Genomic DNA, 24,592 nt, shown 5'->3' on the forward strand with positions numbered 1-24,592 from the left:
CTGATAATAAACGAGATTATTACTGAAAACGCGAAAAAAGTGTAACTCAGTATAATTAGCGTGTTTATGAGGGTGAAATTAAAAACGGCAACACTCTATGTCACCGTTAATGGATCCTTAAACATTCTCTGCTATTCACTCATTAACCGACACAGAATGATATTACGATTAAAGCATACAATATAGCCCAACCTATTTTAAAATAGCTTGGGCTATATCTATATAGGGTTAACATTAACTTATTTCAAGGCGACTGTTAACCCTATTAGGAACAAGTGTTCAACTAGTCAGCAAGCGTGACCATTTCAACCTGATATCCTAGCGCTTTTAGTTGCGGTTCAACTGTGGTTTTATCTCCCACCACCAACATAACCATATCGTTGATATTAAGTAACTTACTGGCCAATTTATTTAGTTCATCCGTCGAAATACTGTTGACGATTTGGTCTTGCTCAGCGGTAAAATCTTGAGCTAACTGATAGCGTTGGATCATTCTTAAGAAGCCCGCTTTTTGATACGGTGTTTCGTATTCTAATGCTTGGCTTTGGGCAATTGAACTGCGCATAAAGGCACTTTCTTCGTCTGTCATACCTGACGCTTGGTAAGCGTTAATTTCTTTGACAAACTCAGCCAAAGATAAGCCTGTGACATCACTTCTCACACTGGCATAAGCCATAAATTTACCGGTATCTTCACCACCACTAAATTGAGTGCGAGCACCATAGGTGTAACCTTTATCTTCACGTAAATTTAGATTAACTCGACTATTAAACGCATCACCTAATGGATAGTTCATCAAATAGGCTTTAAAGAAATCACCGGTAGCATCATAGGGTAACGACACCTGACCAATATTAATAACCGATTGAGCCGCACCCGGTTTATCAATCAGATAAACGATATTTTTTGGGTGGGTTGGCAAGGCAGGTAATGCAGCAAAGTGCGTTGCCTCACCTTGCCACTGAGCAAACATCGACAACTTCGGCATGATCTGCTGCTGGCTTAAGTCTGATACCACCACCATCTGAGCATTACCGGCACGGTACTGCTGATGATAAAACTGCTTCACATCATCAAGAGTTAACGCTGATATGGTGTTAATCGTACCATCACTGCTTATGCCCAACGGACTATTTTCACCATACAACAAGGCAGAAAAACCTGTGCTAGCGAGATAGTTAGCATCGGACAGCTGATGTTGTAAGCCTTGCAATTGTTGTTGCTTAACCCGTTCAAAATCAGCGGCAACAAAACCAGGACTAAACAAACGCTCTTTAACCAGTGCCAGCGTAGCATCAAGATTTTCGGTCAAACTCGATACCTTGATATAACTTTGTGAATCACTGGAACCAAAGCTAATGGATGACCCAAGCATATCAAGCGCGCCAGCTAAATCTTCACTGCTTCGCAGCTCGCTTGACTCATTAAGCATAGATGCAGTTAATTCTGCTAAACCGGCTTTGTTAGCTGGGTCTAATCGATGACCACCATCAAGATAAATAAGCAGTTCAACGGTTGGAGTTTCATCACTTTCAGTGCCCATCACTTCGATGCCATTGGCAAGCTTGCTGTCCCACAATTGCGGAACGGTTAACAAAGGTGCTGCAGCAGATGAAGGCATTTTATTGCGATTAAATGAAGACTTTGCAAAAGTGATGTCGGTTAATCCTGTGACAGCTTCTTGTGCAATAGGCATAGTGGTTGGTATAAAATTGTCTGCATGAGCAATCAATTGCGTTTGCCCTTCAGGGACAATACTCATCACCACCATGGGTTTGTTTTTAATGTAAGTATTGAAAACGCGCATCACATCGGCTTTGGTGACGTTAGCATAACGAGCTAAATCAGATGCCACCATGTCAGGCTGACCAAAGAAGGTTTGGTTCGCAGCAAGGGTGGACACTTTACCGGCCACACTCTGCATACCAAAAATAGTATTTGCTTCGAACTGCACTTTCACTTTTTGTAAGTCATCGTCGGTTACGCCACGTTGTTCAAACTCATTGATAGTCTGATTAATTCGAGTTTCAAGATCGGCAAGACTGCCACCTTTAGCGGGATTGGCCACTGCATAAAGTGATAACTGACAAGCCAGCTCTTGGCATGGATGACTGACCGCAGCTTGCACTGCATAGCCATCTTTAACTAAATTCTTATAAATCAGTGATGTTTTACCGCCGCCAAGAATATTAGCCAGTAAATCGAGGGCTGCCTCGTCTTTGTGCTGCGCATAAACGGTTGGAAACCCGACGTAAATAAGCGGTAGGTGTACTTTATCTTCCATCGAGATATAGCGAGTTTTATCCAATGTGACCATGGTTTTCGCTTCAGGCTTGACGACTGGTCCCGCTGGAATTTCCCCAAAATATTTATTCACCCACGCCAATGTTTGCATTTCATCAATGTCACCACCAATGGTTAAGGTGGCATTGTTAGGTCCATACCAACGTTGGAAAAAATGTTTAACGTCATCGACTGTGGCGCGATTTAAGTCGTCTGGCCAACCAATAACAGGCCATGAATAAGGATGGCTAGCGGGATAGAATGCTTGGTTAAAACGTTCATTCAAACGACCATAAGGGCGGTTATCGATGCGCTGAGCGCGCTCATTTTTAACGGTTTCACGTTGCACCTCAAATTTTTCGCTGGTGAGCGCTGGCAGTAAAAAACCCATACGATCCGACTCTAACCACAGCATTTTTTCTAACTGGTTACTCGGAACCGTTTCAAAGTAATTGGTTCTATCAGTATTAGTACTGCCGTTTAATGTTCCGCCCGCTTCGGTCACCACTTTAAAATGTTGTTCATCCTCAACGTGCTGTGAACCTTGAAACATCATGTGCTCAAATAAATGGGCAAAACCACTGCGCCCTGCTAGTTCTCGCGCCGATCCCACATGATAAGTCACATCGACATGAGCCAAAGGATCTGACTTATCTTGATGTAAAATAACCGTTAAACCATTGGCTAACTGATATTTTTTATAGGGAATACTCACTTGGTTTTCTTGCGGGGTCGCGATTTCGATTAAGGTGACACCTTGGGGTAAACTCGATGCTTGCTGAGCGTTGTATGCACAACCACTCAACGCTGCGCTGATGGCAGCAGCCAGTATCCATTTATTTACATTTAGTTTCAAAACTGATTCCTTCCTTTTATAACAAATATAACCATGACGGTTACACAGATAATGGCTATCAAAAATCGACCGAATACATCACCAGTAACACTATGAGGCTATAACGGATAAGCTTACCGACAAACATAAAAAATGATGCCGGCACAATAGGAATTTTAAGCCATCCAGCCAGTAAACATAATAAATCACCAATTATTGGTAACCAAGATAACAGTAACGCCCACGTACCATATTTTTCTATCCACGCAAGCGCATAACGATATTGTCGGCTTTGAATATCTTGAGGATTTTTGGCTAATCGCCCTGCTCGACCAAGACCATAACTGGTTATCGCCCCGAGTGTATTTCCGATACTAGCCAGTATCAATAATTCAAGCCATGAAGAGGGGGTTTGATTAAGTAACGCTACCAGTAAGACTTCAGAGCCACCAGGCAGTAAGGTGGCGGCTAAAAACGCGCCGCTGAACATTAACCATAAATTTGTCATCAATAGACCTTAATACGCATTAATAGTTTCATTATGTTCACTATTCAATTTATTTTTATTGGACCTTTAATATGTATATAAGCCCAACATATCTCGCTCAAGATCCGGTGCATCAATCTTAAAATGATATATCTCGGCCAAGATATTGACCTAAACACCCTAGTGGTAAAACGATGAATTACGCAAAAAACGCAAGCTTTTCTGACTAAACTGACAAAATTAAAGTCGTTATCATGCAAATACGTTAATAGGGAGTGAAATACTTAAAGTTATAATAACAAATTTATTTATTCTTATAAGTTATAATAAAATAACGTTGTTTGTCATTGGATCACTTCATACAATACGATTAATATTTATTAACCTTAACGAATTTAATTGATCGTTATTAAGCGTTAACATCGGCTATTTTTTTAAAGACTAGCCAGTAATATCGCACGATGTCGCCAATAGAGGGGTTAACTTTTTAGTAATTCATAACTCATTAATAAACATAATGAGTCTCGCACAACGACCTTGTCTACTCAAATTGAGTAGCGCCATAATGACATAATTTGGAACTTTCATGATATTGCAAACCCTCAAACGCATCCCTTTTTGGCAGAAAGTCATTGCTGGCTTTGTTTTAGGCACACTCACAGGTGTCGGATTAGGCGAATCGGCGATAATGTTAAAACCGCTGGGTGATTTGTTTATTAGTGCCATTAAAATGCTGGTCGCGCCTTTAGTATTTTGTGCCATTGTGGTCAGCATTACCTCTCTAGGCTCGCAGGGTAATTTAAAGCGTTTAAGCTTTAAAACGTTAGCCATGTTTATGTTTACCGGCACAATTGCTTCATTTATTGGCTTAACGGTCGGCAGTCTGATCGATATGGGCGGCAATCTTGCTTTAGCCACAACAGAGGTGCGCGAGCGTGATATTCCAGGCTTCGCCCAAGTGTTGCTCAACATGATCCCAGTCAATCCGTTTGCATCATTAGCTGATGGCAATGTGTTGCAAATCATCGTATTTGCCGCGCTAGTTGGTATTGCCATTAATGCAGTCGGCGAAAAAGCCGCACCGTTAAAGAACGTTATTGAAGCTGGTGCTGAAGTGATGTTTCAATTAACCCGTATGGTGCTAAAACTGACACCAATTGGCGTATTTGGCCTAATGGCGTGGGTTGTAGGTGAGTATGGTTTGAGCACATTATTACCATTAGGTAAGTTTATTATGGCGATTTATATTGCCGCACTCATCCATATCATTTTTGTTTACGGCGGGTTAGTAAAGTTTGCTGCAGGGTTAAGTCCTGTGCAATTTTTCCGTAAAGCCATGCCAGCGCAAATCGTAGCCTTCAGTACTGCATCAAGTTTCGGAACCTTACCTGCCAGTACCCGTTGTTCAGAGGCGATGGGCGTATCAAAACGATACAGTGCGTTTGTATTACCCTTGGGCGCAACAATGAACATGGACGGTTGTGGTGGTATTTACCCTGCGATTGCCGCCATTTTTATTGCACAAATTTACGGTATCCCGCTCGACATGACTGACTATATGTTGATTGCAGTCACGGCAACGGTCGCGTCTGTCGGTACCGCAGGTGTGCCAGGTAGTGCGATGGTGATGTTAACTGTGACATTAGGCGTAATAGGCTTACCACTTGAAGGTATCGCCTTTATTGCGGCTATTGACCGTATTATTGACATGATCCGCACAGCAACGAATGTCACTGGCGACATGATGACCGCGGTTGTTATTGGTAAGAGCGAAGGTCAGCTTGATGTTGAACAGTTTTACTCGGATGACAAGCCAATTGAACAAACAGCTTAATAACACCGAAAACAATATTGTATAAATGAATAAGCCAGCACTTTATCGTGCTGGCTTATTGCTATTAATTGCAAAGACAAATCTCTCTTCGTAAGACTAAATACCACAGTAACCGCTTTAAAGATTAAAACAGCTAAGCAAAATTAGACCATTTTAATCCCACCATCCCCATAATAATCAACAGTAAACAGACGAATCAAATCAACTTAGTAGACTCAGTAGACAGCCCAAAGTCATTAAGATTTAGGCTGCATATTGATGAGTCTGCTTAAGCAGAAAATAGACGCTTTAGCCCAAAACAGCCAATAACACACCAGCAGCGACAGCACTGCCCAAAACACCGGCAACGTTAGGTCCCATCGCGTGCATCAGCAAGAAGTTTTGGTTGTTAGCCTCTAAACCAACTTTATTAACCACACGGGCAGCCATTGGCACAGCAGAAACCCCAGCGGCACCAATAAGTGGATTAATTTTTCCACCAGAAAGCTTACTCATTAATTTAGCCATCAATACACCAGAAGCAGTACCAATACTGAACGCAACCGCCCCCAGGATTAAAATACCTAACGTTTCGATACGTAGAAATTGATCCGCAGATAACTTAGACCCAACGGCTAGACCTAAAAAGATCGTCACTATATTGATTAACTCGTTCTGAGCTGTCTTTGATAAACGATCAACCACGCCAGATTCGCGCATTAAATTACCCAAACAGAACATGCCGATTAAGGGCGTTGCCGCGGGTAAAAACAAAATGGTTAAACCAAGCACCATCAGTGGGAAAATAATTTTCTCTTTCTTACTGACCTCACGCAATTGCTCCATTTTGATTTCACGCTCGGCTTTGGTCGTGAGCAGTTTCATAATTGGCGGCTGAATAAGCGGCACGAGTGCCATATATGAATATGCAGCAACAGCAATTGCCCCTAACAATTCTGGCGCGAGTTTAGAGGCTAAGAAAATCGCTGTTGGACCGTCTGCACCACCAATAATCGCAATGGCTGCAGCATCTTGCATACTAAACTCAAACCCAGGCACCCAATTTAAGGCAATAGCACCGAGCAAGGTGGCAAAAATACCAAATTGTGCAGCCGCACCCAGTAGTAGCGTTTTAGGGTTAGCAATTAGTGCGCCGAAATCAGTTAATGCACCGACACCCATGAAGATGAGTAACGGGAACACCCCAGTCTCGATCCCAACATGATAAGCGTAAAATAATAAACCACCTTCATCAGTAAAGCCGGCATTAGGAATGTTGGCTAATATTGCCCCAAATCCAATGGGTAATAATAATAACGGTTCAAAACCTTTCATTATTGCTAAAAATAATAACAAACAACCAACAGCCATCATTAGCAGTTGGCCACCAGTAAAGTTAGCGATACCCGTTTCTGCCCAAAAGGCCAATAATCCTTCCATCTCGACCTCTTATGCTAATGATAACAATGCTGAACCTACGGTTACGCTGTCACCTTGTTTAACTACTAACTGAGTGACAACACCATCTTGTTGAGCGCGAATTTCAGTTTCCATTTTCATTGCTTCAAGGATGATGATCACTTCACCGCTTGTTACCGCTTGACCATTGCTCACTAGCACTTTAAAAATATTACCCGATAATGGCGCAGCCATAGTGCACTTAACCTCGCCTGCAGGCGGTGAGGCAATTTGAGTTGGCGTTGCAACTGCTGGCGCGGCTGAAGCGGAAGCTGGCGCAATGTGACTTATTTCCCCTCCTTCGCTGACTTCGACGACAAAATGCTGACCTTCTACATTGACGCGATACGTTGCAGGGCCGCTATCGACTTTAACGTTAAGATCGTCGGCGCTTGGTATAGGTTCAAATGCATCCGGATTACCGCGATTTTTAAGAAATTGCAGACCAATTTGATTGAACAAGGCGTAAGTCATTACATCATCGTCAACTTCTGCAGCTAACGAGATACCTTGATCTGCAGATATTTCAGCTAACTCAGTACGTAGTTTGTCGAGTTCGGGTGCAATCAAATCTGCCGGCCGACAAGTAATAGGCTGCTCGCCTTTTAACACTCTAGCCTGAAGCTCAGCATTAACCGGCGCTGGCGTCGCACCGTATTCGCCTTTTAGCACGCCTTCGGTTTCTTTGGTCATGGACTTATAACGCTCGCCCATTAATACGTTAATCACCGATTGCGAACCAACAATTTGTGATGTTGGGGTGACTAATGGAAGAAATCCTAAGTCTTCACGCACCCGCGGGATCTCCTCAAGCACAGCATCCATTTTATCAGCAGCACCCTGCTCTTTTAATTGATTTTCCATGTTGGTTAACATGCCACCAGGCACTTGAGCGCGTAAAATACGTGAGTCGATACCTTTTAATGCACCTTCGAAACGCACATACTTTTTACGCACCTCACGAAAGTAAGCGGCAATCTCTTCTAGCAACACCATATCGTAACCGGTTGCTCTGTCAGTATCTTCAACCATAGCCACTAAGGTTTCTGTGGCGCTGTGGCCGTAAGTCTGGCTCATTGAAGAGATAGCGGTATCGAGCACATCAACACCCGCTTCAATGGCTTTTTGATATGTAGCCGTGCTCAGGCCCGTTGTTGCATGACAATGCATCGACACCATTAGGTCGGTTTGCGATTTTAAACGGCTGATCAGATCGTAAGCTTGCATCGGTTTAAGTAAACCAGCCATGTCTTTAATGCATAATGAATCAGCGCCCATATCTTCTAAACGCTTTGCCATATCGACCCAAGTATCAACAGAATGAACTGGGCTAGTAGTGAAAGAAATTGTTCCTTGAGCATGACCGCCAACATTTTTAACCGCTTTAACCGCGGTTTCAAGATTACGCACGTCGTTCATCGCATCAAAAATACGAAATACATCGACACCATTGGCATGCGCTCGTTCGACAAAACGCGTAACAACATCATCGGCATAATGACGATAACCTAATAAATTTTGGCCTCGAAGCAACATTTGCTGCGGGGTATTAGGCATGGCTTTTTTGAGTTCACGAATGCGATCCCAAGGGTCTTCACCTAAATAGCGAATACAAGAGTCAAATGTGGCCCCTCCCCATGACTCAAGAGACCAAAAGCCTATATTGTCTAACAGTGGTGCAATAGGTAACATATCGTCAATACGTAAACGTGTTGCGAGTATTGATTGGTGTGCGTCACGCAGGACAACATCGGTTAATGCTAACGGCTTGATCATAATGACTCCAAAATTATTTTGCGCGGTATTGATGTATCGCAGAAGTGATAGCGGCAACCAACTTAGGATCTATCCCAACGGTTTTTGCACAACCTGTCGTTGCTGGCCCAGTGACAGGCTCCTCGATAGGTGCAGGAAAAAGCTTGGCAACAATGCCAATACCAATGATTAAGATACTCAAAAAAATAAATACTAAGCCCATGCCCATTACCATAATGCCAAGTGCATCAGATAACTGCTCTGATATCGATGTCATGTGTCCTCACTTTTTCTAGTAAACATCAAACTATCGCGCTGGCTATTATGTATCGTGCGCTAATGCGCGATCGCGGTGCAATATCACAAACCTGCACCAAGACAGGAACACCGTTAACGATTACATAAAGCGCATCAACTATTCAATAAAGCATAAATATTCATATTGAACGCGTATTCAATGAAGTTGTATTTTCATGGTAAAATAGCAAACTGAGATTAAAACCCAAAAAACCGTCACAAAATATAAACAAATTAGCGCCACAATGCTATCTTTTTGTAAATTGGTCTTACCAAATTAGTGATATTAGATGAGGTTGGATCAATAAATCTCAATAAATACAGGCATAATTTATTAAATCATCAATGAATTTCGCTTAATAAGCTTTAAATTAGTAAAACCATGATAAGAACAACGATATGAGTCATATTTTATTGATTTTACAGCTTGATAAAATGAATAACAAATCACGACTTGGGAGATAAGTGAATAAAGATGTAAATATCAGCTTTTGTTGATAAAGGGCTTAGGCGTGGATAAGAAAATAGTCTAAAAATGAACCATAAAAAAAGCCCTGCAATAATGCAGGGCTTTTTTATTATGGTGCGCGTGGGAGGAGTCGAACCTCCGACCGCCTGGTTCGTAGCCAGGTACTCTATCCAGCTGAGCTACACGCGCAAAATCGTTACAACATGCCATTCATCAGTATCGCTGTAGTTAGCATTAAACTGCTAACTATACTTAATGAATGGCGGAGAAGGAGGGATTCGAACCCTCGATGGGATTTAAAGCCCATACTCCCTTAGCAGGGGAGCGCCTTCGGCCACTCGGCCACCTCTCCGCAATATATGGTGCGCGTGGGAGGAGTCGAACCTCCGACCGCCTGGTTCGTAGCCAGGTACTCTATCCAGCTGAGCTACACGCGCATAAATTGGGTTTTAGTGAAACATGAATGGTGCGCGTGGGAGGAGTCGAACCTCCGACCGCCTGGTTCGTAGCCAGGTACTCTATCCAGCTGAGCTACACGCGCATTCATGTTTAACACTATAATAGATAATGGTGCGGATGGGAGGAGTCGAACCTCCGACCGCCTGGTTCGTAGCCAGGTACTCTATCCAGCTGAGCTACATCCGCATCGTATATCTATCGTAAGAAATGGCGGAGAAGGAGGGATTCGAACCCTCGATGGGATTTAAAGCCCATACTCCCTTAGCAGGGGAGCGCCTTCGGCCACTCGGCCACCTCTCCGTTTCTTGGCGCACATATTACTGTTTGATGAAAATAAGTCAAACCCTTTTTAGGAAACCTAACTTCATTTGGAGTGTTTTTAAGCACATTGGGGATAATAGACTCAAATAGTCACAAAAACAGTGGTCTTTTCAGTGAAAATTGATTTAAATAATCTTCCTTCATCTCATTATCTCGCTGTTAAGTCTGTTAGAAATTTAGCGATAAAAAACTTTTTTTACAAACGACATTATCAGCATATCAATTAACTAACTTAGACGAGGTTTTGAAGATTAAAATTTCGCCAGGCCATTTGTCATAATTAATGTGACCATAATGATTAACATGAACGGTTTAAGTATTTTTTATGTAGTTGATAACCTGAACGATAATTGACCACTTAATGCCAGCTCAACTAGGGCAAATCGTTTGAGATAGATTAATGCTGACTCAACACAATAAAACCAAGCGATTTCCAATGCTCATATTAGAGTGTCAGTAAGATACTTTAACAAGGTCTTAATCAAAGCCATGCAGGCTTGTTTTTAATATCACTCGCGTAGAGCTAATACTTCAACCTCATCTGGAGGGTAAGCCAAGAGACAAAGCATTTTGCGTTGCAACATAGAATAGGCATCCTCCTATTGGATCACTGCGATAACGGATTGGGCTCGTCGTTGAAGAAAGGGCAACTAACACGCCTGAGCGCTCCTGTATTTAGTCTTCGCTCGTGTATAGATGAATGTGCTATCTATTATCAATATAATCACTCTGCTGTGGTACACAGATGCGAGTAAGCCTTAACTTAAATAATATGTAGCGCTTTGACTAACCATACTGGATATAAACTTAACCGCCCTGTTTAACCGCCAGAAATATCTCTCGTGCAGAAAACAAAAAAGTCAGCAAATGCTGACTTTTTTGATATCGATCAAATATGCTCGAACTTAGTAATTACCACCTTCAGAAGGGGTACCTGACTTCTCAGACTGAATACGTTGATAGATCTCTTCACGATGAACAGAGACTTCTTTAGGTGCATTGACACCGATACGTACCTGGTTACCTTTAACACCTAACACAGTAACTGTGACTTCGTCACCGATCATTAATGTTTCGCCTACACGACGAGTCAAAATTAGCATTCGATTGCTCCTTTAAGTTCAATCTGCATAACACGCTTTATCCGTAATATGCGCTCATTATAAGGTCTGCTTTACATAAAATCATAGTATCAATTTCTGAATACGTCGGTTTATAAAGCATATTCTCTTAAGAAATCATAAAACTTGATGATTTTCATCTTTTGAAACGAGGTTAACCGTCAATTAATCACATTCACGATACGACTCGCTGGTTAAACAATCCAATACGGCAAACCAATAACAAAAACGCTAGCAATGGAAAAACAAATACCAAATCAGAGTACTACACTTGAGCACAAAAAAAAGCATTGTCTGACACTGGTAATCCTTTTAAACGCTTTTACTGTTAGCAAGTTAGTTCACTATGCCAAATCTACTGATAGCACTCAAGTCATAAAGCTGCATATAGTAGACTTTATGACTCAATTGCCGATAAATCGTTAATTTACAGATTTAATTAGCTTAAACGTTCGTTTACCCAAGGTGCAACCAAGGCTAATGCAGCGGCTAAATTCTCAGGCTGAGTACCACCCGCTTGAGCCATATCTGGGCGTCCGCCGCCCTTACCGCCAACCTGCTGTGCGACCATTGCCACTAACTCACCCGCTTTAACTTTTTTAGTTAAATCATTGCTGACACCAGCAATTAAGTTAACTTTACCGTCTTTAGACGTACCTAAGACAATAATCGCAGATTTAAGCTTTTGTTTCAGCTCATCTTGTAAACCACGAAGTGAACCAGGATCAATGCCATCAAGCTGCTTAACTAACAACTTAACCCCATTGATGTCGACTGCATCACCCGCCATATCGGCACTGGCTGCTGCAGCTAACTTATCTTTTAACTGCGACAAATCTTTTTCTAATTGCTTCACTTTATCTAACTGGGCTTTTAACTTAGCCACAACTGAAGCACTGTCTGATTTAAGTAATTGCGCAGCTTCATCTAATACTGCTTGTTGATCGGCAATATAAGCCATTGCTGCGATACCTGTGACAGCTTCAATACGACGCACACCGGCAGCAATACCGCCCTCAGAAGTGATTTTAAATAACCCAATATCACCAGTACGGCCAACATGAGTACCACCACATAGCTCGATAGAGAAATCCCCCATAGTCACCACGCGGACTTGGTCATCGTATTTCTCACCAAATAATGCCATGGCGCCTTTTTCTTTGGCTTCGTCAATGGCCATTTCTGTGGTGCAAAGTTCATGGTTACGGCGAATTTGAGTATTGACTAGATCTTCAACCGCTTTCAACTCTGAAGCTTTAACTGCTTCAAAATGAGCAAAGTCAAAACGTAAGCGCTCAGGGTTAACTAATGAGCCCTTCTGAGACACATGCGAGCCTAACACTTGACGTAATGCAGCATGCAGTAAGTGAGTGACGGAATGATTTAACTGAGTACGATGACGTAAATTTTTATCCACTTGCGCAATTAACTGCTGACCGATAACTAATTTGCCTTGGCTTAATTGACCTTCATGACCAATAGCAGGGCCAAACTTTTGCGTGTCGTTAACAATAAACAGTAAACCTTCAGCTGTCAGTTGACCTTTATCGCCCACCTGTCCACCTGACTCTGCATAGAATGGCGTATTATCTAGCACAACAACGGCATCTTGACCGGCAACCACAGTATCAACCGCTTTACCGTCAACATATAAACCAATCACATTAGGCTGACCAGTTAACTCGGTATAACCACTGAATGCGGTTTCTGCATCAATAATTAATTGGCTATTATAATCTGCGCCAAAGTTACCTGCGGCTTGTGCGCGACTTCTTTGCTCCGCCATTGCGACTTCAAAGCCTGCTTCATCAACATTAATATCACGTTCACGACAAACATCAGCGGTTAAATCAACTGGAAAACCATAAGTGTCATACAGTTTAAATACCGTTTCACCATCTAAAGTATTACCTTGTAGCGTATTTAGCGCACCATCCAAAATCACTAAGCCACGCTCAAGTGTACGAGCAAACTGCTCTTCTTCTGCTTTTAAGGCTTTTTCAACAATGGCTTGTGTTTGTTTTAAACCATTAGCTGCATCACCCATAACGCTAATGAGTGTTGGGACTAACTTATAGAAAAATGCATCGGTAGCACCAAGCTTATTACCGTGACGAACTGCGCGACGAATAATACGACGCAATACATAACCACGGCCTTCGTTTGATGGCATAACACCATCGGCAATTAAAAATGCACAAGAACGTATATGATCAGCAATAACCCGTAATGATTTATTTTCTAAATCAGATACACCAATAATTTCAGCCGTTTTTGCGATGAGTTGCTTAAATATATCGATTTCGTAGTTTGAATGCACACCTTGCATAATTGCTGCAATACGCTCAATGCCCATACCTGTATCAACCGAAGGTTTAGGTAATGGCAACATTTCACCGTCGGCTTGACGGTTATATTGCATAAATACAATATTCCAGATTTCAATAAAGCGATCGCCGTCTTCTTCAGGCGTACCAGGACGACCACCCCAGATATGATCGCCATGATCATAGAAAATTTCGCTACATGGGCCACAAGGTCCGGTATCACCCATCTGCCAGAAGTTATCAGACGCAAACGCGCCACCTTTATTATCACCAATACGGATCATATTTTCAGGTGCAACACCAATTTTTTGCGTCCAAAGTTCATAGGCTTCGTCATCTGTTTCATAAATGGTGACACATAAGCGATCTTTTGGCAGCTTGAGGGTTTCAGTTAAAAAGGTCCACGCAAAACGAATCGCATCTTCTTTAAAATAATCGCCAAAACTGAAATTACCCAACATTTCAAAAAAAGTGTGGTGACGAGCGGTATAACCCACATTGTCTAAATCGTTATGTTTACCACCAGCACGAACGCAACGTTGTGATGTTGTTGCTCGGCTATAGTTGCGCTTATCCATACCGAGGAACACATCTTTAAACTGATTCATACCCGCATTGGTAAATAACAGTGTTGGGTCGTTAGTGGGAACGAGCGAGCTGCTATCAACAACCTGATGTCCGTTATCTTCAAAGTACTTTAAAAATGCACTTCTTAACTCTGCTGTAGTCTGAAACATGAAATGGCCCTGAATAGAGAAAATACAAAAGTAACGAGCTTGATATGCAAGCTAGTAAATGTAGGCATTATATACTGAATTTGTCGAAAGAAGCGAGTTGAGTCAGTTGATTATAATCTCGACAAAAATCGATAGAATAACGATCTACTGGCCCGATAATGACGGAGATAGCGAACTCAATCCACTGATTATTTAAACGGAATATGCATTTCTATCTTGTCTATAAATAAGCTCGTTGATCATGACTAGGACATAATTTTATTAATCAATCTGATAAGCAACCAAATCAAACGCATAAGAAACCAAGATAGTTAACATTTTGGCGAGTCTGGTAATCAGCACAATCGTGATGTGATAAGAAATAATGTGATTAAAAAGGATGTTATTAAAAAGGATATTATTTAGCCTAACCGACATTTGATAGAGCAACTTGTCGCCGTACATTTCTCAATGTACCCAACTTTACTTAAAAATGATGCAATCACCTTAACATTAGCAAACACAAATAAATGCATACCAAGGGTGTTAAAGGCTTTAGATATTTTTTTGCTTAAAGCGGTGTTGACTATAGCTGGAAAGATTAGCCATTGTGCATGACAAGTGTCACTTAAAAGGCTCTGAGTTTGCCATTATTTGCAACATTTAGACTGGATGACGTTTAAAATATGGTGAGTGTAAAAGATGGTGAGTGCTTGTAATGAGGCGACTTTATGGCGGGAATTTTCGCGGCGCGCAGAAGCGCTACCGCGATAAATATGACTGGCTAATTTAGAATACTTCACCTGTTTCAAGGTCAATATTCTCATCACTTTCAGTGGTTGAGTCTGATGAGTTAGCCCCACCATTCAATAACATGCCACGAAGAGTGGTATTAATTTCATCAGCAATAGCTGGATTTTCAGTCAAAAATTTACCAGCATTGGCACGGCCTTGACCAATTTTTTCGCCTTTGTAGCTGTACCAAGCACCGGCTTTATCAACCAGCTTGTGTGCAACACCTAAGTCAACTAGTTCGCCGGTACGGTTAATACCTTGTCCATAAAGGATCTGGAATTCAGCTTGCTTAAATGGAGCTGCAATCTTATTTTTAACCACTTTAACGCGAGTTTCATTACCGATGACTTCATCGCCATCTTTAATCGCACCGGTACGACGAATATCTAAACGAACAGATGCGTAGAATTTAAGTGCATTACCACCTGTAGTCGTTTCTGGGCTACCAAACATTACACCAATTTTCATACGAATTTGGTTAATAAAAATAAGCAGTGTGTTTGATTGCTTAAGGTTACCAGCAAGTTTTCGCATCGCTTGGCTCATCATACGCGCGGCAAGGCCCATATGCGAATCACCAATTTCACCTTCAATTTCTGCTTTTGGTGTTAATGCTGCAACAGAATCGACAACGATAACATCTACCGCACCTGAACGCGTTAACGCATCACAAATTTCTAGTGCTTGTTCGCCTGTATCTGGCTGTGAACAAAGTAAGTTATCAATATCTACGCCTAGCTTTTTGGCATAAATTGGGTCAAGAGCATGTTCAGCATCAATAAACGCACAGGTTTTACCTTCGCGTTGCGCTGCGGCAATCACTTCAAGAGTTAATGTGGTTTTACCTGATGACTCTGGGCCGTAAATCTCAACGATACGTCCCATTGGTAAACCACCCGCACCAAGTGCGATGTCCAATGAAAGCGAACCGGTAGAGATAGTTTCAACATCCATTGTGCGATCTTCGCCCAACTTCATAATTGAGCCTTTACCAAATTGCTTTTCAATTTGGCTTAATACGGCGGCTAGCGCTTTCTCTTTGTTTGGATCAACCTTCATTATAAAACCCTCTTAAGGCATTCAATACGTTTAGTAAAATGCTATTTTGACTTAGGTGAAATGATGTAAACCATTTCATTATGTTCATCAGTATACTGTATAGTCATACAGTATCAAGTGCTGAGGGCAATTTTTTTTAAACCTTAGCGAATTGCCTTTTTACATCAATATTTTATCTCCATATACTTTTTTGTTTGAATCTATTTATACCCTAGGGGCAAATATTGTTAAGATTAGCCCCATAAGATTTACGTCCTAAGATTGATTAATAGTGAAGTGTTCATAATGACAGTGATTGATACCAGCGATTTAGAAAAACACACCCCGATGATGCGTCAGTATTTAGGCTTAAAAGCGGCCCATCCTGATATGTTATTGTTTTACCGAATGGGTGATTTTTATGAGTTGTTTTACGATGATGCTAAGCGCGCTTCTGAAATGCTGGGGATTTCACTTACTGCTCGTGGAAAAAGCGGCGGCGATCCTATCCCAATGGCTGGAATCCCCTATCATGCTGTAGAAGGCTATTTAGCTAAACTAGTCAATATCGGCCAGTCTGTAGCCATTTGTGAGCAAATTGGTGATCCTGCGACATCAAAAGGCCCAGTTGAGCGTCAAGTCGTACGCATTGTGACTCCTGGTACCTTAACGGATGAGGCTTTACTTCAAGAAAAACACGACAATTTACTGGCGGCGCTTTATCAAGGTAAAAACGGTTTTGGATACGCTACCTTAGATATTTCATCAGGTCGTTTTGTGGTTGCTGAATTACCTACTCGTGAAGCCCTAGAAGCTGAATTACAACGTACTAATCCTGCCGAGTTGATCTACAGTGAAGATTTTACTGACATGTTATTAATCAATAATATGAAAGGTATTCGTCGCCGTCCAGAGTGGGAATTTGATTATGATACTTGCGTAAATTTACTGCTTGGTCAATTTGGTACCAAAGATTTACATGGCTTTGGTATTAGTGATGCACGCTTAGCATTACAAGCTGCTGGTTGTTTAATGCAGTATGTCAAAGATACGCAAAAGATGGCACTGCCACACATTAATTCGATTGTGCGTTTTAACCAATCTGAATCCATTATTTTAGATGCCGCGACGCGACGTAACTTAGAATTAACGCAAAACTTGTCTGGTGGGCGTGAAAATACCCTGTCGTGGGTACTCGATAATACTGCCACGCCTATGGGCAGTCGCATGTTACAACGCTGGATCCATGAGCCACTTCGAAATAGACAAACGATTCAATATCGCCATAACGCCGTAAGCGAGTTGATTGAGCAAGATATATATCAACCCCTACATGAGCAGCTGAAGGTTTTAGGCGATATTGAACGTATTATGGCTCGTTTGGCACTGCGTAGCGCCAGACCTCGTGATTTTTCACGTTTAAAGCAAGCGCTAGCACTGCTACCTGAAATTCAACAAACATTAGCCGTATGCCAACAACCAAGATTGACAGCTTTAATTCAATTATTGGGTGAGTTTCCAGAACAACACGATTTATTAGCACGCGCAATTGTTGATAATCCGCCAGTATTAATTCGTGACGGTGGCGTAATCCGAACGGGCTACAATAATGAATTAGACGAATGGCGTAAGTTAAGTGAAGGCGCAAGTGATTATTTAGTCGAACTTGAAGCTCGCGAGAAACAGCAAACTGGAATTAACACTTTAAAAGTAGGTTATAACCGCGTCCATGGTTACTACATTGAAGTCAGCCGTTTACAAGCTGATAGAGTGCCACTGAGTTATCAACGTCGCCAAACCCTTAAAGGCACCGAACGTTATATCACTCCAGAATTAAAAGAATACGAAGAAAAGGTACTCTCAAGCCAGGGCAAAGCGCTCGCACTTGAAAAACAACTGTGGGAACAGCTCTTTGACTTATTACTACCTAAATTACAAGAGTTACAACAGTTTGCCAGCGCAGCGGCTGAATTAGATATATTAAGTAATTTTGCCGAGCGTGCAGAAACCCTTAATTATCAATGTCCACAAATGACGCAGGATATTGGTATTCATATCAATGCTGGACGCCATCCTGTGGTAGAGCGCGTCAGTCAAGCGGCATTTATTGCTAACCCTGTGGTATTAACACCTAAACGGCAAATGCTTATTGTAACTGGCCCTAATATGGGCGGTAAATCAACCTATATGCGTCAAGTGGCACTGATTACATTAATGGCACACATAGGCTGTTTTGTTCCTGCTGACTCAGCTCAAATTGGTGAAATCGATCGGATATTCACCCGTATTGGCGCATCAGACGATTTAGCATCTGGTCGCTCCACCTTTATGGTTGAAATGACCGAAACGGCTAATATTTTGCATAATGCGACCGCAAACAGTTTAGTGTTAATGGATGAGATAGGCCGCGGTACTTCAACCTATGATGGTCTATCGCTGGCATGGTCTGCTGCAGAATATCTCGCGAAAAATGTTAGTGCACTGACATTATTTGCCACTCATTATTTTGAACTCACCCAACTGCCAGAGCTGTTACCATCAGTAATGAATGTGCACCTAGATGCAATAGAACACGATGACACCATTGCCTTTATGCATTCAGTGCAAGAAGGTGCGGCAAGTAAAAGTTATGGCTTACAAGTCGCTGCGCTAGCCGGGGTTCCCGCTGCGGTCATTAAGGCGGCAAAACAAAAGCTACATCAACTTGAAAATAGGGATATGAGTTCCCCACAACATAATCAGGCTCAAGTGAGTATGAATTTATTACCACCAATGCCAGAGCCATCAGCAGTATTGGAAAAGTTAGCACTAATTAACCCTGATGATTTGACCCCTAAACAGGCATTAGATTATTTATATGAATTGAAGCGCTTAAACAACGTGAGCTAACAAATAGTGCTAGTGATTATTCGCGACGATAACAACGGTGGAAGTCTGCAAAGACTTCCATTTGATATTTACGATTAACTGACGCAAACCCACTATTAATTAGCTGTTAGCAATATACTGCATCAAAAGGATAAACGTACCGAGGGAGTGAGACAGGCATAAAATAGGCTATAGACAATAGGATTGTATTTCTAACAAGTTGCTGAACTGAGCTTAAATTGTCATATCGAATAGTGAGCAATAAATCACAATCACATCAATCACGTTGGTATTGATTGTCGGGATAAACCTAAACACATGAGCAAAAAGTAATCTCTCATATAGGCTTTACCCGCATACCAACAATAGCTTAAGTTAACGTTATCCAAAATTTAGCTATCACAAATGATTCAAGTTAAATTAATTAATCACCAGTAACTTAGTTATGACAGTAAACGTTCACTGTCCATTAGTCTCTGAATAATGCTTCAACAGAAAGCCCTTGAGCGCCCAATAAATCTTTTAAACGTTTAAGCGCTTCCACTTGAATTTGACGCACACGTTCACGTGTTAAACCAATTTCAGCACCAACATTCTCTAACGTTGAAGGTTCATATCCAAGCAAACCAAAGCGTCTCGCCAGTACTTCACGTTGTTTAGTATTAAGCTCATTTAACCATCCAACTATCGAATTCGATAAGTCTTCATTTTGCACCCGATAATCCGGGCCTACTGAATCGTCATCAGCAATAACATCTAATAAAGCCTTCTCATTATCGCCGCTCAGTGGTGTGTCGACAGAAGTAATTCGTTCATTTAGTTTCAACATGCGACTGACATCACCCGTCGACACATCTAACTTTTCTGCAATTTCTTCTGCAGTCGGTTCGTGGTCAAGTTTTTGCGCCAGCTGTCTTGCGGTGCGTAAGTAAACATTTAATTCTTTAACTATATGGATAGGCAGGCGAATGGTGCGGGTTTGATTCATAATTGCCCGTTCAATTGTTTGTCTGATCCACCATGTCGCGTAAGTAGAAAAACGGAAACCACGCTCTGGGTCGAACTTTTCCACCGCTCTAATTAAACCTAAATTGCCTTCTTCAATAAGATCGAGCAACGCTAATCCGCGGTTGTTATATCTTCTGGAAATTTTAACGACAAGACGGAGATTACTTTCTATCATGCGGTTGCGAGATTTTTCGCAGCCTTTGAGGGCTTTACGTGAAAAAAATACTTCTTCCTCTGCTGTTAGTAGCGGGGAAAAACCTATTTCACCTAAATATAATTGAGTGGCGTCTAAATTTTTCTGTAAGTCATCTTGGACTTTTTCTTCAATATCGAGTTGTTGCACCAAATTAGCATCATCGGTTGCAACTTCTGGTGGTTGTTTAGCTAGATCGACAAGACATTCTGCTGAAGCAGTATTATTTTTGCGGCTCATAATTGCTCTCCCAAACCTAATTTATGTTATTTAATCTACTGCACTCGCTTATCCTCCGTTATTTATGTTGCTAAACAATTACTGTTTAGGTAGATATCGTAATGGGTTGACAGACTTACCATGAAAGCGCACTTCAAAGTGAAGCATAACTTGATTAGTCCCAGTACTGCCCATTTTTGCAACTGTTTGACCTGCCGTCACATATTGCCTTTCCTTAACCACTATCGTGTCAGCATGCGCATAAGCACTTAAAAAATCATCATTGTGTTTGATAATCACTAAATTGCCATATCCGCGCAGTGCATTACCTGCATACACGACTTTCCCATCTGCAGCGGCTTTAATAATATCACCGCGATTACCTGCAATCTTAATACCTTGATTGCCTTGTTCTGAAGCCGAAAAATACCCGATTATCCGACCTCTAACTGGCCAATGCCATAATTGAACTTGTTGTGGTAAATTTGCGACAGAACCACTTGTATTTTGGTTAATTGTTTGTTGGGTAGTTGTTACAGAATACGCAGGCTTGACTTTGTGATCAAGCTCTTTTTTCGTTCTGCTTGAAACAGCTGCTGTGCCTGGCTTTGAAGTGACTACTGACTTTATTGTTTCTGATTTTGAACCAATTGAACTGGCAATATATGGCTTATTAATGGCTTGAGTTTGAACAGAAGCAACCTGAGTTTGAGGGGTACGAACAGTTGGCGTTGGACGATTACTTTTGGCCGCTAAATGAAGTATTTGGCCAGGATATATAGTATAAGGAGCCGATAAATGGTTCAAGCGAGCAACTTCGGCAAAATGGCGTCCAGCTCCCCAAGCGATTGAATAAAGGGTGTCGCCTTGCTGTACTTTATATTTATCGGTTTTTAATGACCCTTTGTGGTAACGAGGTCCATGATTTTTTGATGATAAACTGTCAACCGGCGCAGGACGATCTGCTTGAAAGCTGCATCCTGTGAGCATAATTGCTAAGACCATAAAGTTTGGCCAACCGGTATTCATCAAACAAAATCCTTACAGAGAAAAATACATGATTGTTAAGCTAAAACAAGCTTATTCCAAACGAACATTTGTTCACTAACCAAAACTCAACTATGTCGAATTGACTACGCCAAATCTCCGTTAACAAGCGGCACAAATTTAACCGCCTCGATAATCTCAGATTGGAATGACTGTCCAATACGGGTAATTTTGAGTAATTGTTGGATATCTTCTCCAACAGGAATAATTAAGACTCCATGTTCAGCTAATTGTTCAAGCAAGGCTTGAGGCACTGTTGCCGCAGCAGCAGTCACCATAATGCCATCAAATGGACCGCGATTTGGCCAACCTTGCCAACCGTCACCGTATTTAAATGACACATTATGTAAATCGAGACGCTTTAAACGTTGCCGAGCTTGTATTTGCAATGCCTTTATTCGCTCAATAGTACAGAGCTCAGGAATTAATGACGCTAAAACGGCAGCTTGATATCCTGATCCTGTACCAACTTCGAGCACTTTTTGAGGTTGGTGCTGCATTAACAGCTCTGTCATTCTAGCAACGATATAAGGCTGTGAAATAGTTTGTCCCTGCCCTATAGGTAACGCGGTATTTTCATAGGCTTTATGAGCTAGCGCACCATCAAGAAACATCTCTCGTGGTGTAGTCGCGACAGCATGCAATACTGCAGGATCTTTAATTCCTGCCTCCGCCAACTTTTTGGCCAAATTAAGTGCTGATGTTGACGCTACCCGGGTCATATTTTTATTATCCAATCGGCTAATCCATCAAGTTGATTGTATGCTGTTAAGTCAACGGTTAGCGGAGTTATCGAAACATAACCTGCTGCGACTGCACCAAAATCAGTTCCATCACCCGCATCTTGTTCACTGCCAACTGGCCCGAGCCAGTATATATCTTTACCCGCTGGATCTTGGGTTTTTATCATACCTTCAGCTTTATGCCTGGCCCCCAAACGGGTGACTTTAATCCCTTTAATTTGTGTTAAAGGCAAATCAGGAACATTAACATTTAAAATTTGATCGCGGCTAATTGGGTGAGACAATAAACCTTTTACGATTTTCACGGCATAAATTGCAGCGGTATCATAGTGAACGAGTGATTTACCAGCCAGTGATATAGCAATAGCGGGTAAACCTAAAAAACGCCCTTCCATGGCTGCTGCAACAGTACCAGAATATAAGGTATCATCGCCCATATTCGCTCCGGCATTAATACCAGAAACCACGATATCGGGCTCGACATCACACAGCTGCCTAATCGCAAGATGGACACAGTCTGTGGGTGTGCCATTAACAGAAATACTGCCGTTATCTAAGTTATTAATTCTTAATGGATTAGTCAAGGTTAATGAGTTACTTGCTCCCGAGCAATTACGATCAGGTGCAACCGTTAATACTTGCGCAAACTCACTCAGTGCCTGGCTTAACGCAATAATACCGGGTGCATTAACACCATCATCATTACTGACTAAAATATTAATCATTCATTAACACTCTTCATTTGTTTTAGCTTGTTGATCTGCAACCATCACTTTTCGCTGTGACTCTTGGACATCTTGATAATCAACCAGTTCACGAAGCACTGATGTAGCATAACTCCCTGCTGGTAATATAAATTCAAGTGTTAGCGTATCGGCGTCAAATTGCCATTTCATTCCTTGAGGTTCAAGCAATAAGGGCCGTCTTTCTTGTGTCAAACCCGCTTCTTCGAGCCCCTGAAGATCAGCTGAAAATTCGGCTAACGGCATCATTTCTACTGCTAATGCATCACCTTGTGCTAATGGTGTTCCCCTGCCCCACAATGGTGCTGCAAGTTGAATATCTTTTTCTGCTAAACGAGTTGTCAGAACGTCATCCCAAGCTTCCACAGTAAAATAGCTTTTACTGCCGGCTAACATCACACAATCGCCTGTTAATGTCTCGATATGATGATTGGCGAGGCGAAATGACACCACTTGGTTAAATATATTGGAACGCACAGCCGATAAATACATGCTGCGTTTGTGACGATCTTTTATATTTCGACCACCACTGAGCATTTGTCGGCCTAAGATAAGGTTTTTACCATCATGGCCAAAACGTTGTTCACCAAAATAATTAGGCACACCCAGTTTAGCAATCTGCTGTAAACGCATGTCAACATCGGTAGCATCAGTAATATTTCGTAATGTCAGCACAAACCGGTTGCCAAGTAATGCGCCTATACGCAGTTTTTTGCTATGACGGCTACTCGATAAAATCGTTAGCTTTTCATCATTTAGCTGAGCCCACTCTGGTGTTTCTTTACCAGGAATGCGGATCCCGAACCATTGTTCAGTAATGGCATTTTTGTCTTTTTGGCCAGCATAAGTCACTTCTTTTGGATGAACCTTAGCAAATTTAGCTAATATCTCAGCAACATAAACCGTATTCATGCCATTTTTGCGCACGTGGAGCATATGATGTTCACCTTCGCCAGTTGGCGTAAAAGGCAAAATTTCTTGGACAATAAAATCACTGTTATGGGTACGTAAATCAGCTTGGCTTATTGGTTTACCAAATAGGTAATGTAATTCTTTCATGTGACAGAACTCTCTATATATTTTTAGGTTATTGGCTCTTCATCAACACAACAGCTTCAACGGCAATGCCTTCTTTACGCCCAGTAAAACCAAGTTTTTCGGTGGTCGTCGCTTTTACATTAATATTATCGATATCGGTTTGTAAATCGACACTTAAACACTGACGTATCGCTTCAATATGAGGCGCCATTTTAGGTGCTTGCGCAATAATAGTCACATCGAGGTTACCTAAAACAAACTGCTTTTGCAGTGCAAGTTGATAGCAATGTTTCAATAACTCTCGGCTATCTGCACCAGCAAAATTAGCATCGGTATCAGGAAAATGTTTACCTATGTCGCCTAATGCCATCGCACCTAATATGGCATCGCTAATAGCATGCAGAACGACATCACCATCAGAATGAGCTATCAGCCCACTTTCATAAGGCACCGTCACCCCGCCTAAAATAAGCGGGCTGTCACCGCCAAATTTGTGTACATCAAAACCATGACCGATACGAATATTCATTTCAAAACCTTACGTTAACTGACTATCAGG

The 24,592-nt window shown here is 41.7% G+C and carries 16 protein-coding genes and 6 tRNA genes; 2 read left to right on the top strand and 20 right to left on the bottom strand.

Annotation, left to right across the window (positions count from 1 at the left end):
* Positions 1-283: 283 nt before the first annotated feature.
* Together GW828_RS13965 and GW828_RS13970 are read right to left on the bottom strand one after the other, a co-directional pair.
* The gene (locus tag GW828_RS13965) at positions 284-3,139 is read right to left on the bottom strand and encodes a M16 family metallopeptidase (RefSeq protein ID WP_273057993.1); all 2,856 of its coding nucleotides are present in this window, start codon (positions 3,137-3,139) and stop codon (positions 284-286) included.
* A gap of 58 nt (positions 3,140-3,197) precedes the next feature.
* Positions 3,198-3,626, bottom strand: coding sequence for a YqaA family protein (locus GW828_RS13970; protein ID WP_182697908.1), 429 nt, complete (start codon positions 3,624-3,626; stop codon positions 3,198-3,200).
* 565 nt (positions 3,627-4,191) lie between these two features.
* Between GW828_RS13970 and GW828_RS13975 the strand changes: the two genes are divergently transcribed.
* Positions 4,192-5,439, top strand: a complete 1,248-nt coding sequence (locus GW828_RS13975; protein WP_182697907.1) for a dicarboxylate/amino acid:cation symporter — start codon at positions 4,192-4,194, stop codon at positions 5,437-5,439.
* A gap of 288 nt (positions 5,440-5,727) precedes the next feature.
* On the opposite strand, the gene GW828_RS13980 is transcribed toward GW828_RS13975, so the two are convergent.
* From GW828_RS13980 to recA, 12 genes are all read right to left on the bottom strand, one after another.
* Positions 5,728-6,858, bottom strand: coding sequence for a sodium ion-translocating decarboxylase subunit beta (locus GW828_RS13980; protein ID WP_124017570.1), 1,131 nt, complete (start codon positions 6,856-6,858; stop codon positions 5,728-5,730).
* A gap of 9 nt (positions 6,859-6,867) precedes the next feature.
* Complete coding sequence (oadA, locus tag GW828_RS13985; protein WP_273057994.1) at positions 6,868-8,652, bottom strand: sodium-extruding oxaloacetate decarboxylase subunit alpha; 1,785 nt, start codon at positions 8,650-8,652, stop codon at positions 6,868-6,870.
* A 13-nt stretch (positions 8,653-8,665) separates the two neighbouring features.
* A complete protein-coding gene (locus GW828_RS13990; protein WP_124017572.1) occupies positions 8,666-8,908 on the bottom strand; it encodes an OadG family transporter subunit in 243 nt (80 codons plus the stop codon).
* Between the two features lie 601 nt (positions 8,909-9,509).
* Positions 9,510-9,586 (bottom strand) — tRNA-Arg (locus GW828_RS13995).
* Positions 9,587-9,657: 71 nt separating this feature from the next.
* Positions 9,658-9,749: transfer RNA gene (locus tag GW828_RS14000), tRNA-Ser, on the bottom strand.
* An 8-nt stretch (positions 9,750-9,757) separates the two neighbouring features.
* Positions 9,758-9,834 (bottom strand) — tRNA-Arg (locus GW828_RS14005).
* A gap of 27 nt (positions 9,835-9,861) precedes the next feature.
* A tRNA-Arg gene (locus GW828_RS14010) sits at positions 9,862-9,938 on the bottom strand.
* Between the two features lie 27 nt (positions 9,939-9,965).
* A tRNA-Arg gene (locus tag GW828_RS14015) sits at positions 9,966-10,042 on the bottom strand.
* 22 nt (positions 10,043-10,064) lie between these two features.
* Positions 10,065-10,156 (bottom strand) — tRNA-Ser (locus GW828_RS14020).
* Positions 10,157-11,082: 926 nt separating this feature from the next.
* Positions 11,083-11,280 (bottom strand): carbon storage regulator CsrA, encoded by a 198-nt coding sequence (csrA, locus tag GW828_RS14025; RefSeq protein ID WP_011636538.1) that lies wholly within the window; start codon positions 11,278-11,280, stop codon positions 11,083-11,085.
* Positions 11,281-11,737: 457 nt separating this feature from the next.
* Positions 11,738-14,362 (bottom strand): alanine--tRNA ligase, encoded by a 2,625-nt coding sequence (gene alaS / locus GW828_RS14030; protein ID WP_273057995.1) that lies wholly within the window; start codon positions 14,360-14,362, stop codon positions 11,738-11,740.
* Positions 14,363-15,130: 768 nt separating this feature from the next.
* Complete coding sequence (gene recA / locus GW828_RS14035) at positions 15,131-16,195, bottom strand: recombinase RecA (protein ID WP_182697904.1); 1,065 nt, start codon at positions 16,193-16,195, stop codon at positions 15,131-15,133.
* 285 nt (positions 16,196-16,480) lie between these two features.
* Here recA and mutS point away from each other — a divergent pair, with 285 nt between their 5' ends.
* Positions 16,481-19,063, top strand: coding sequence for a DNA mismatch repair protein MutS (gene mutS / locus GW828_RS14040; protein ID WP_273057996.1), 2,583 nt, complete (start codon positions 16,481-16,483; stop codon positions 19,061-19,063).
* A gap of 448 nt (positions 19,064-19,511) precedes the next feature.
* Here the strand turns inward: mutS and rpoS are convergent, their stop codons facing one another.
* From rpoS to ispF, 6 genes are all read right to left on the bottom strand, one after another.
* Positions 19,512-20,483 (bottom strand): RNA polymerase sigma factor RpoS, encoded by a 972-nt coding sequence (gene rpoS, locus GW828_RS14045; RefSeq protein ID WP_124017576.1) that lies wholly within the window; start codon positions 20,481-20,483, stop codon positions 19,512-19,514.
* 78 nt (positions 20,484-20,561) lie between these two features.
* Complete coding sequence (locus GW828_RS14050) at positions 20,562-21,494, bottom strand: peptidoglycan DD-metalloendopeptidase family protein (protein ID WP_404948306.1); 933 nt, start codon at positions 21,492-21,494, stop codon at positions 20,562-20,564.
* A gap of 101 nt (positions 21,495-21,595) precedes the next feature.
* Positions 21,596-22,231 (bottom strand): protein-L-isoaspartate(D-aspartate) O-methyltransferase, encoded by a 636-nt coding sequence (locus tag GW828_RS14055; RefSeq protein ID WP_182722104.1) that lies wholly within the window; start codon positions 22,229-22,231, stop codon positions 21,596-21,598.
* Complete coding sequence (gene surE / locus GW828_RS14060) at positions 22,228-22,977, bottom strand: 5'/3'-nucleotidase SurE (protein WP_182697901.1); 750 nt, start codon at positions 22,975-22,977, stop codon at positions 22,228-22,230. The genes GW828_RS14055 and surE overlap by 4 nt, the downstream gene beginning before the upstream one ends.
* Positions 22,978-22,980: 3 nt before the next feature.
* Positions 22,981-24,054 carry a tRNA pseudouridine(13) synthase TruD gene (gene truD / locus GW828_RS14065; protein WP_273057997.1) on the bottom strand — a complete coding sequence of 358 codons (1,074 nt, stop codon included), beginning with the start codon at positions 24,052-24,054 and terminating at the stop codon, positions 22,981-22,983.
* 28 nt (positions 24,055-24,082) lie between these two features.
* Entirely contained in the window at positions 24,083-24,562 is a 480-nt protein-coding gene (ispF, locus tag GW828_RS14070) for a 2-C-methyl-D-erythritol 2,4-cyclodiphosphate synthase (RefSeq protein ID WP_124017580.1), read from the bottom strand.
* Positions 24,563-24,592: the final 30 nt, after the last annotated feature.

Source organism: Shewanella vesiculosa (assembly GCF_009994065.1).
Classification (GTDB): Bacteria; Pseudomonadota; Gammaproteobacteria; order Enterobacterales; family Shewanellaceae; genus Shewanella; species Shewanella vesiculosa.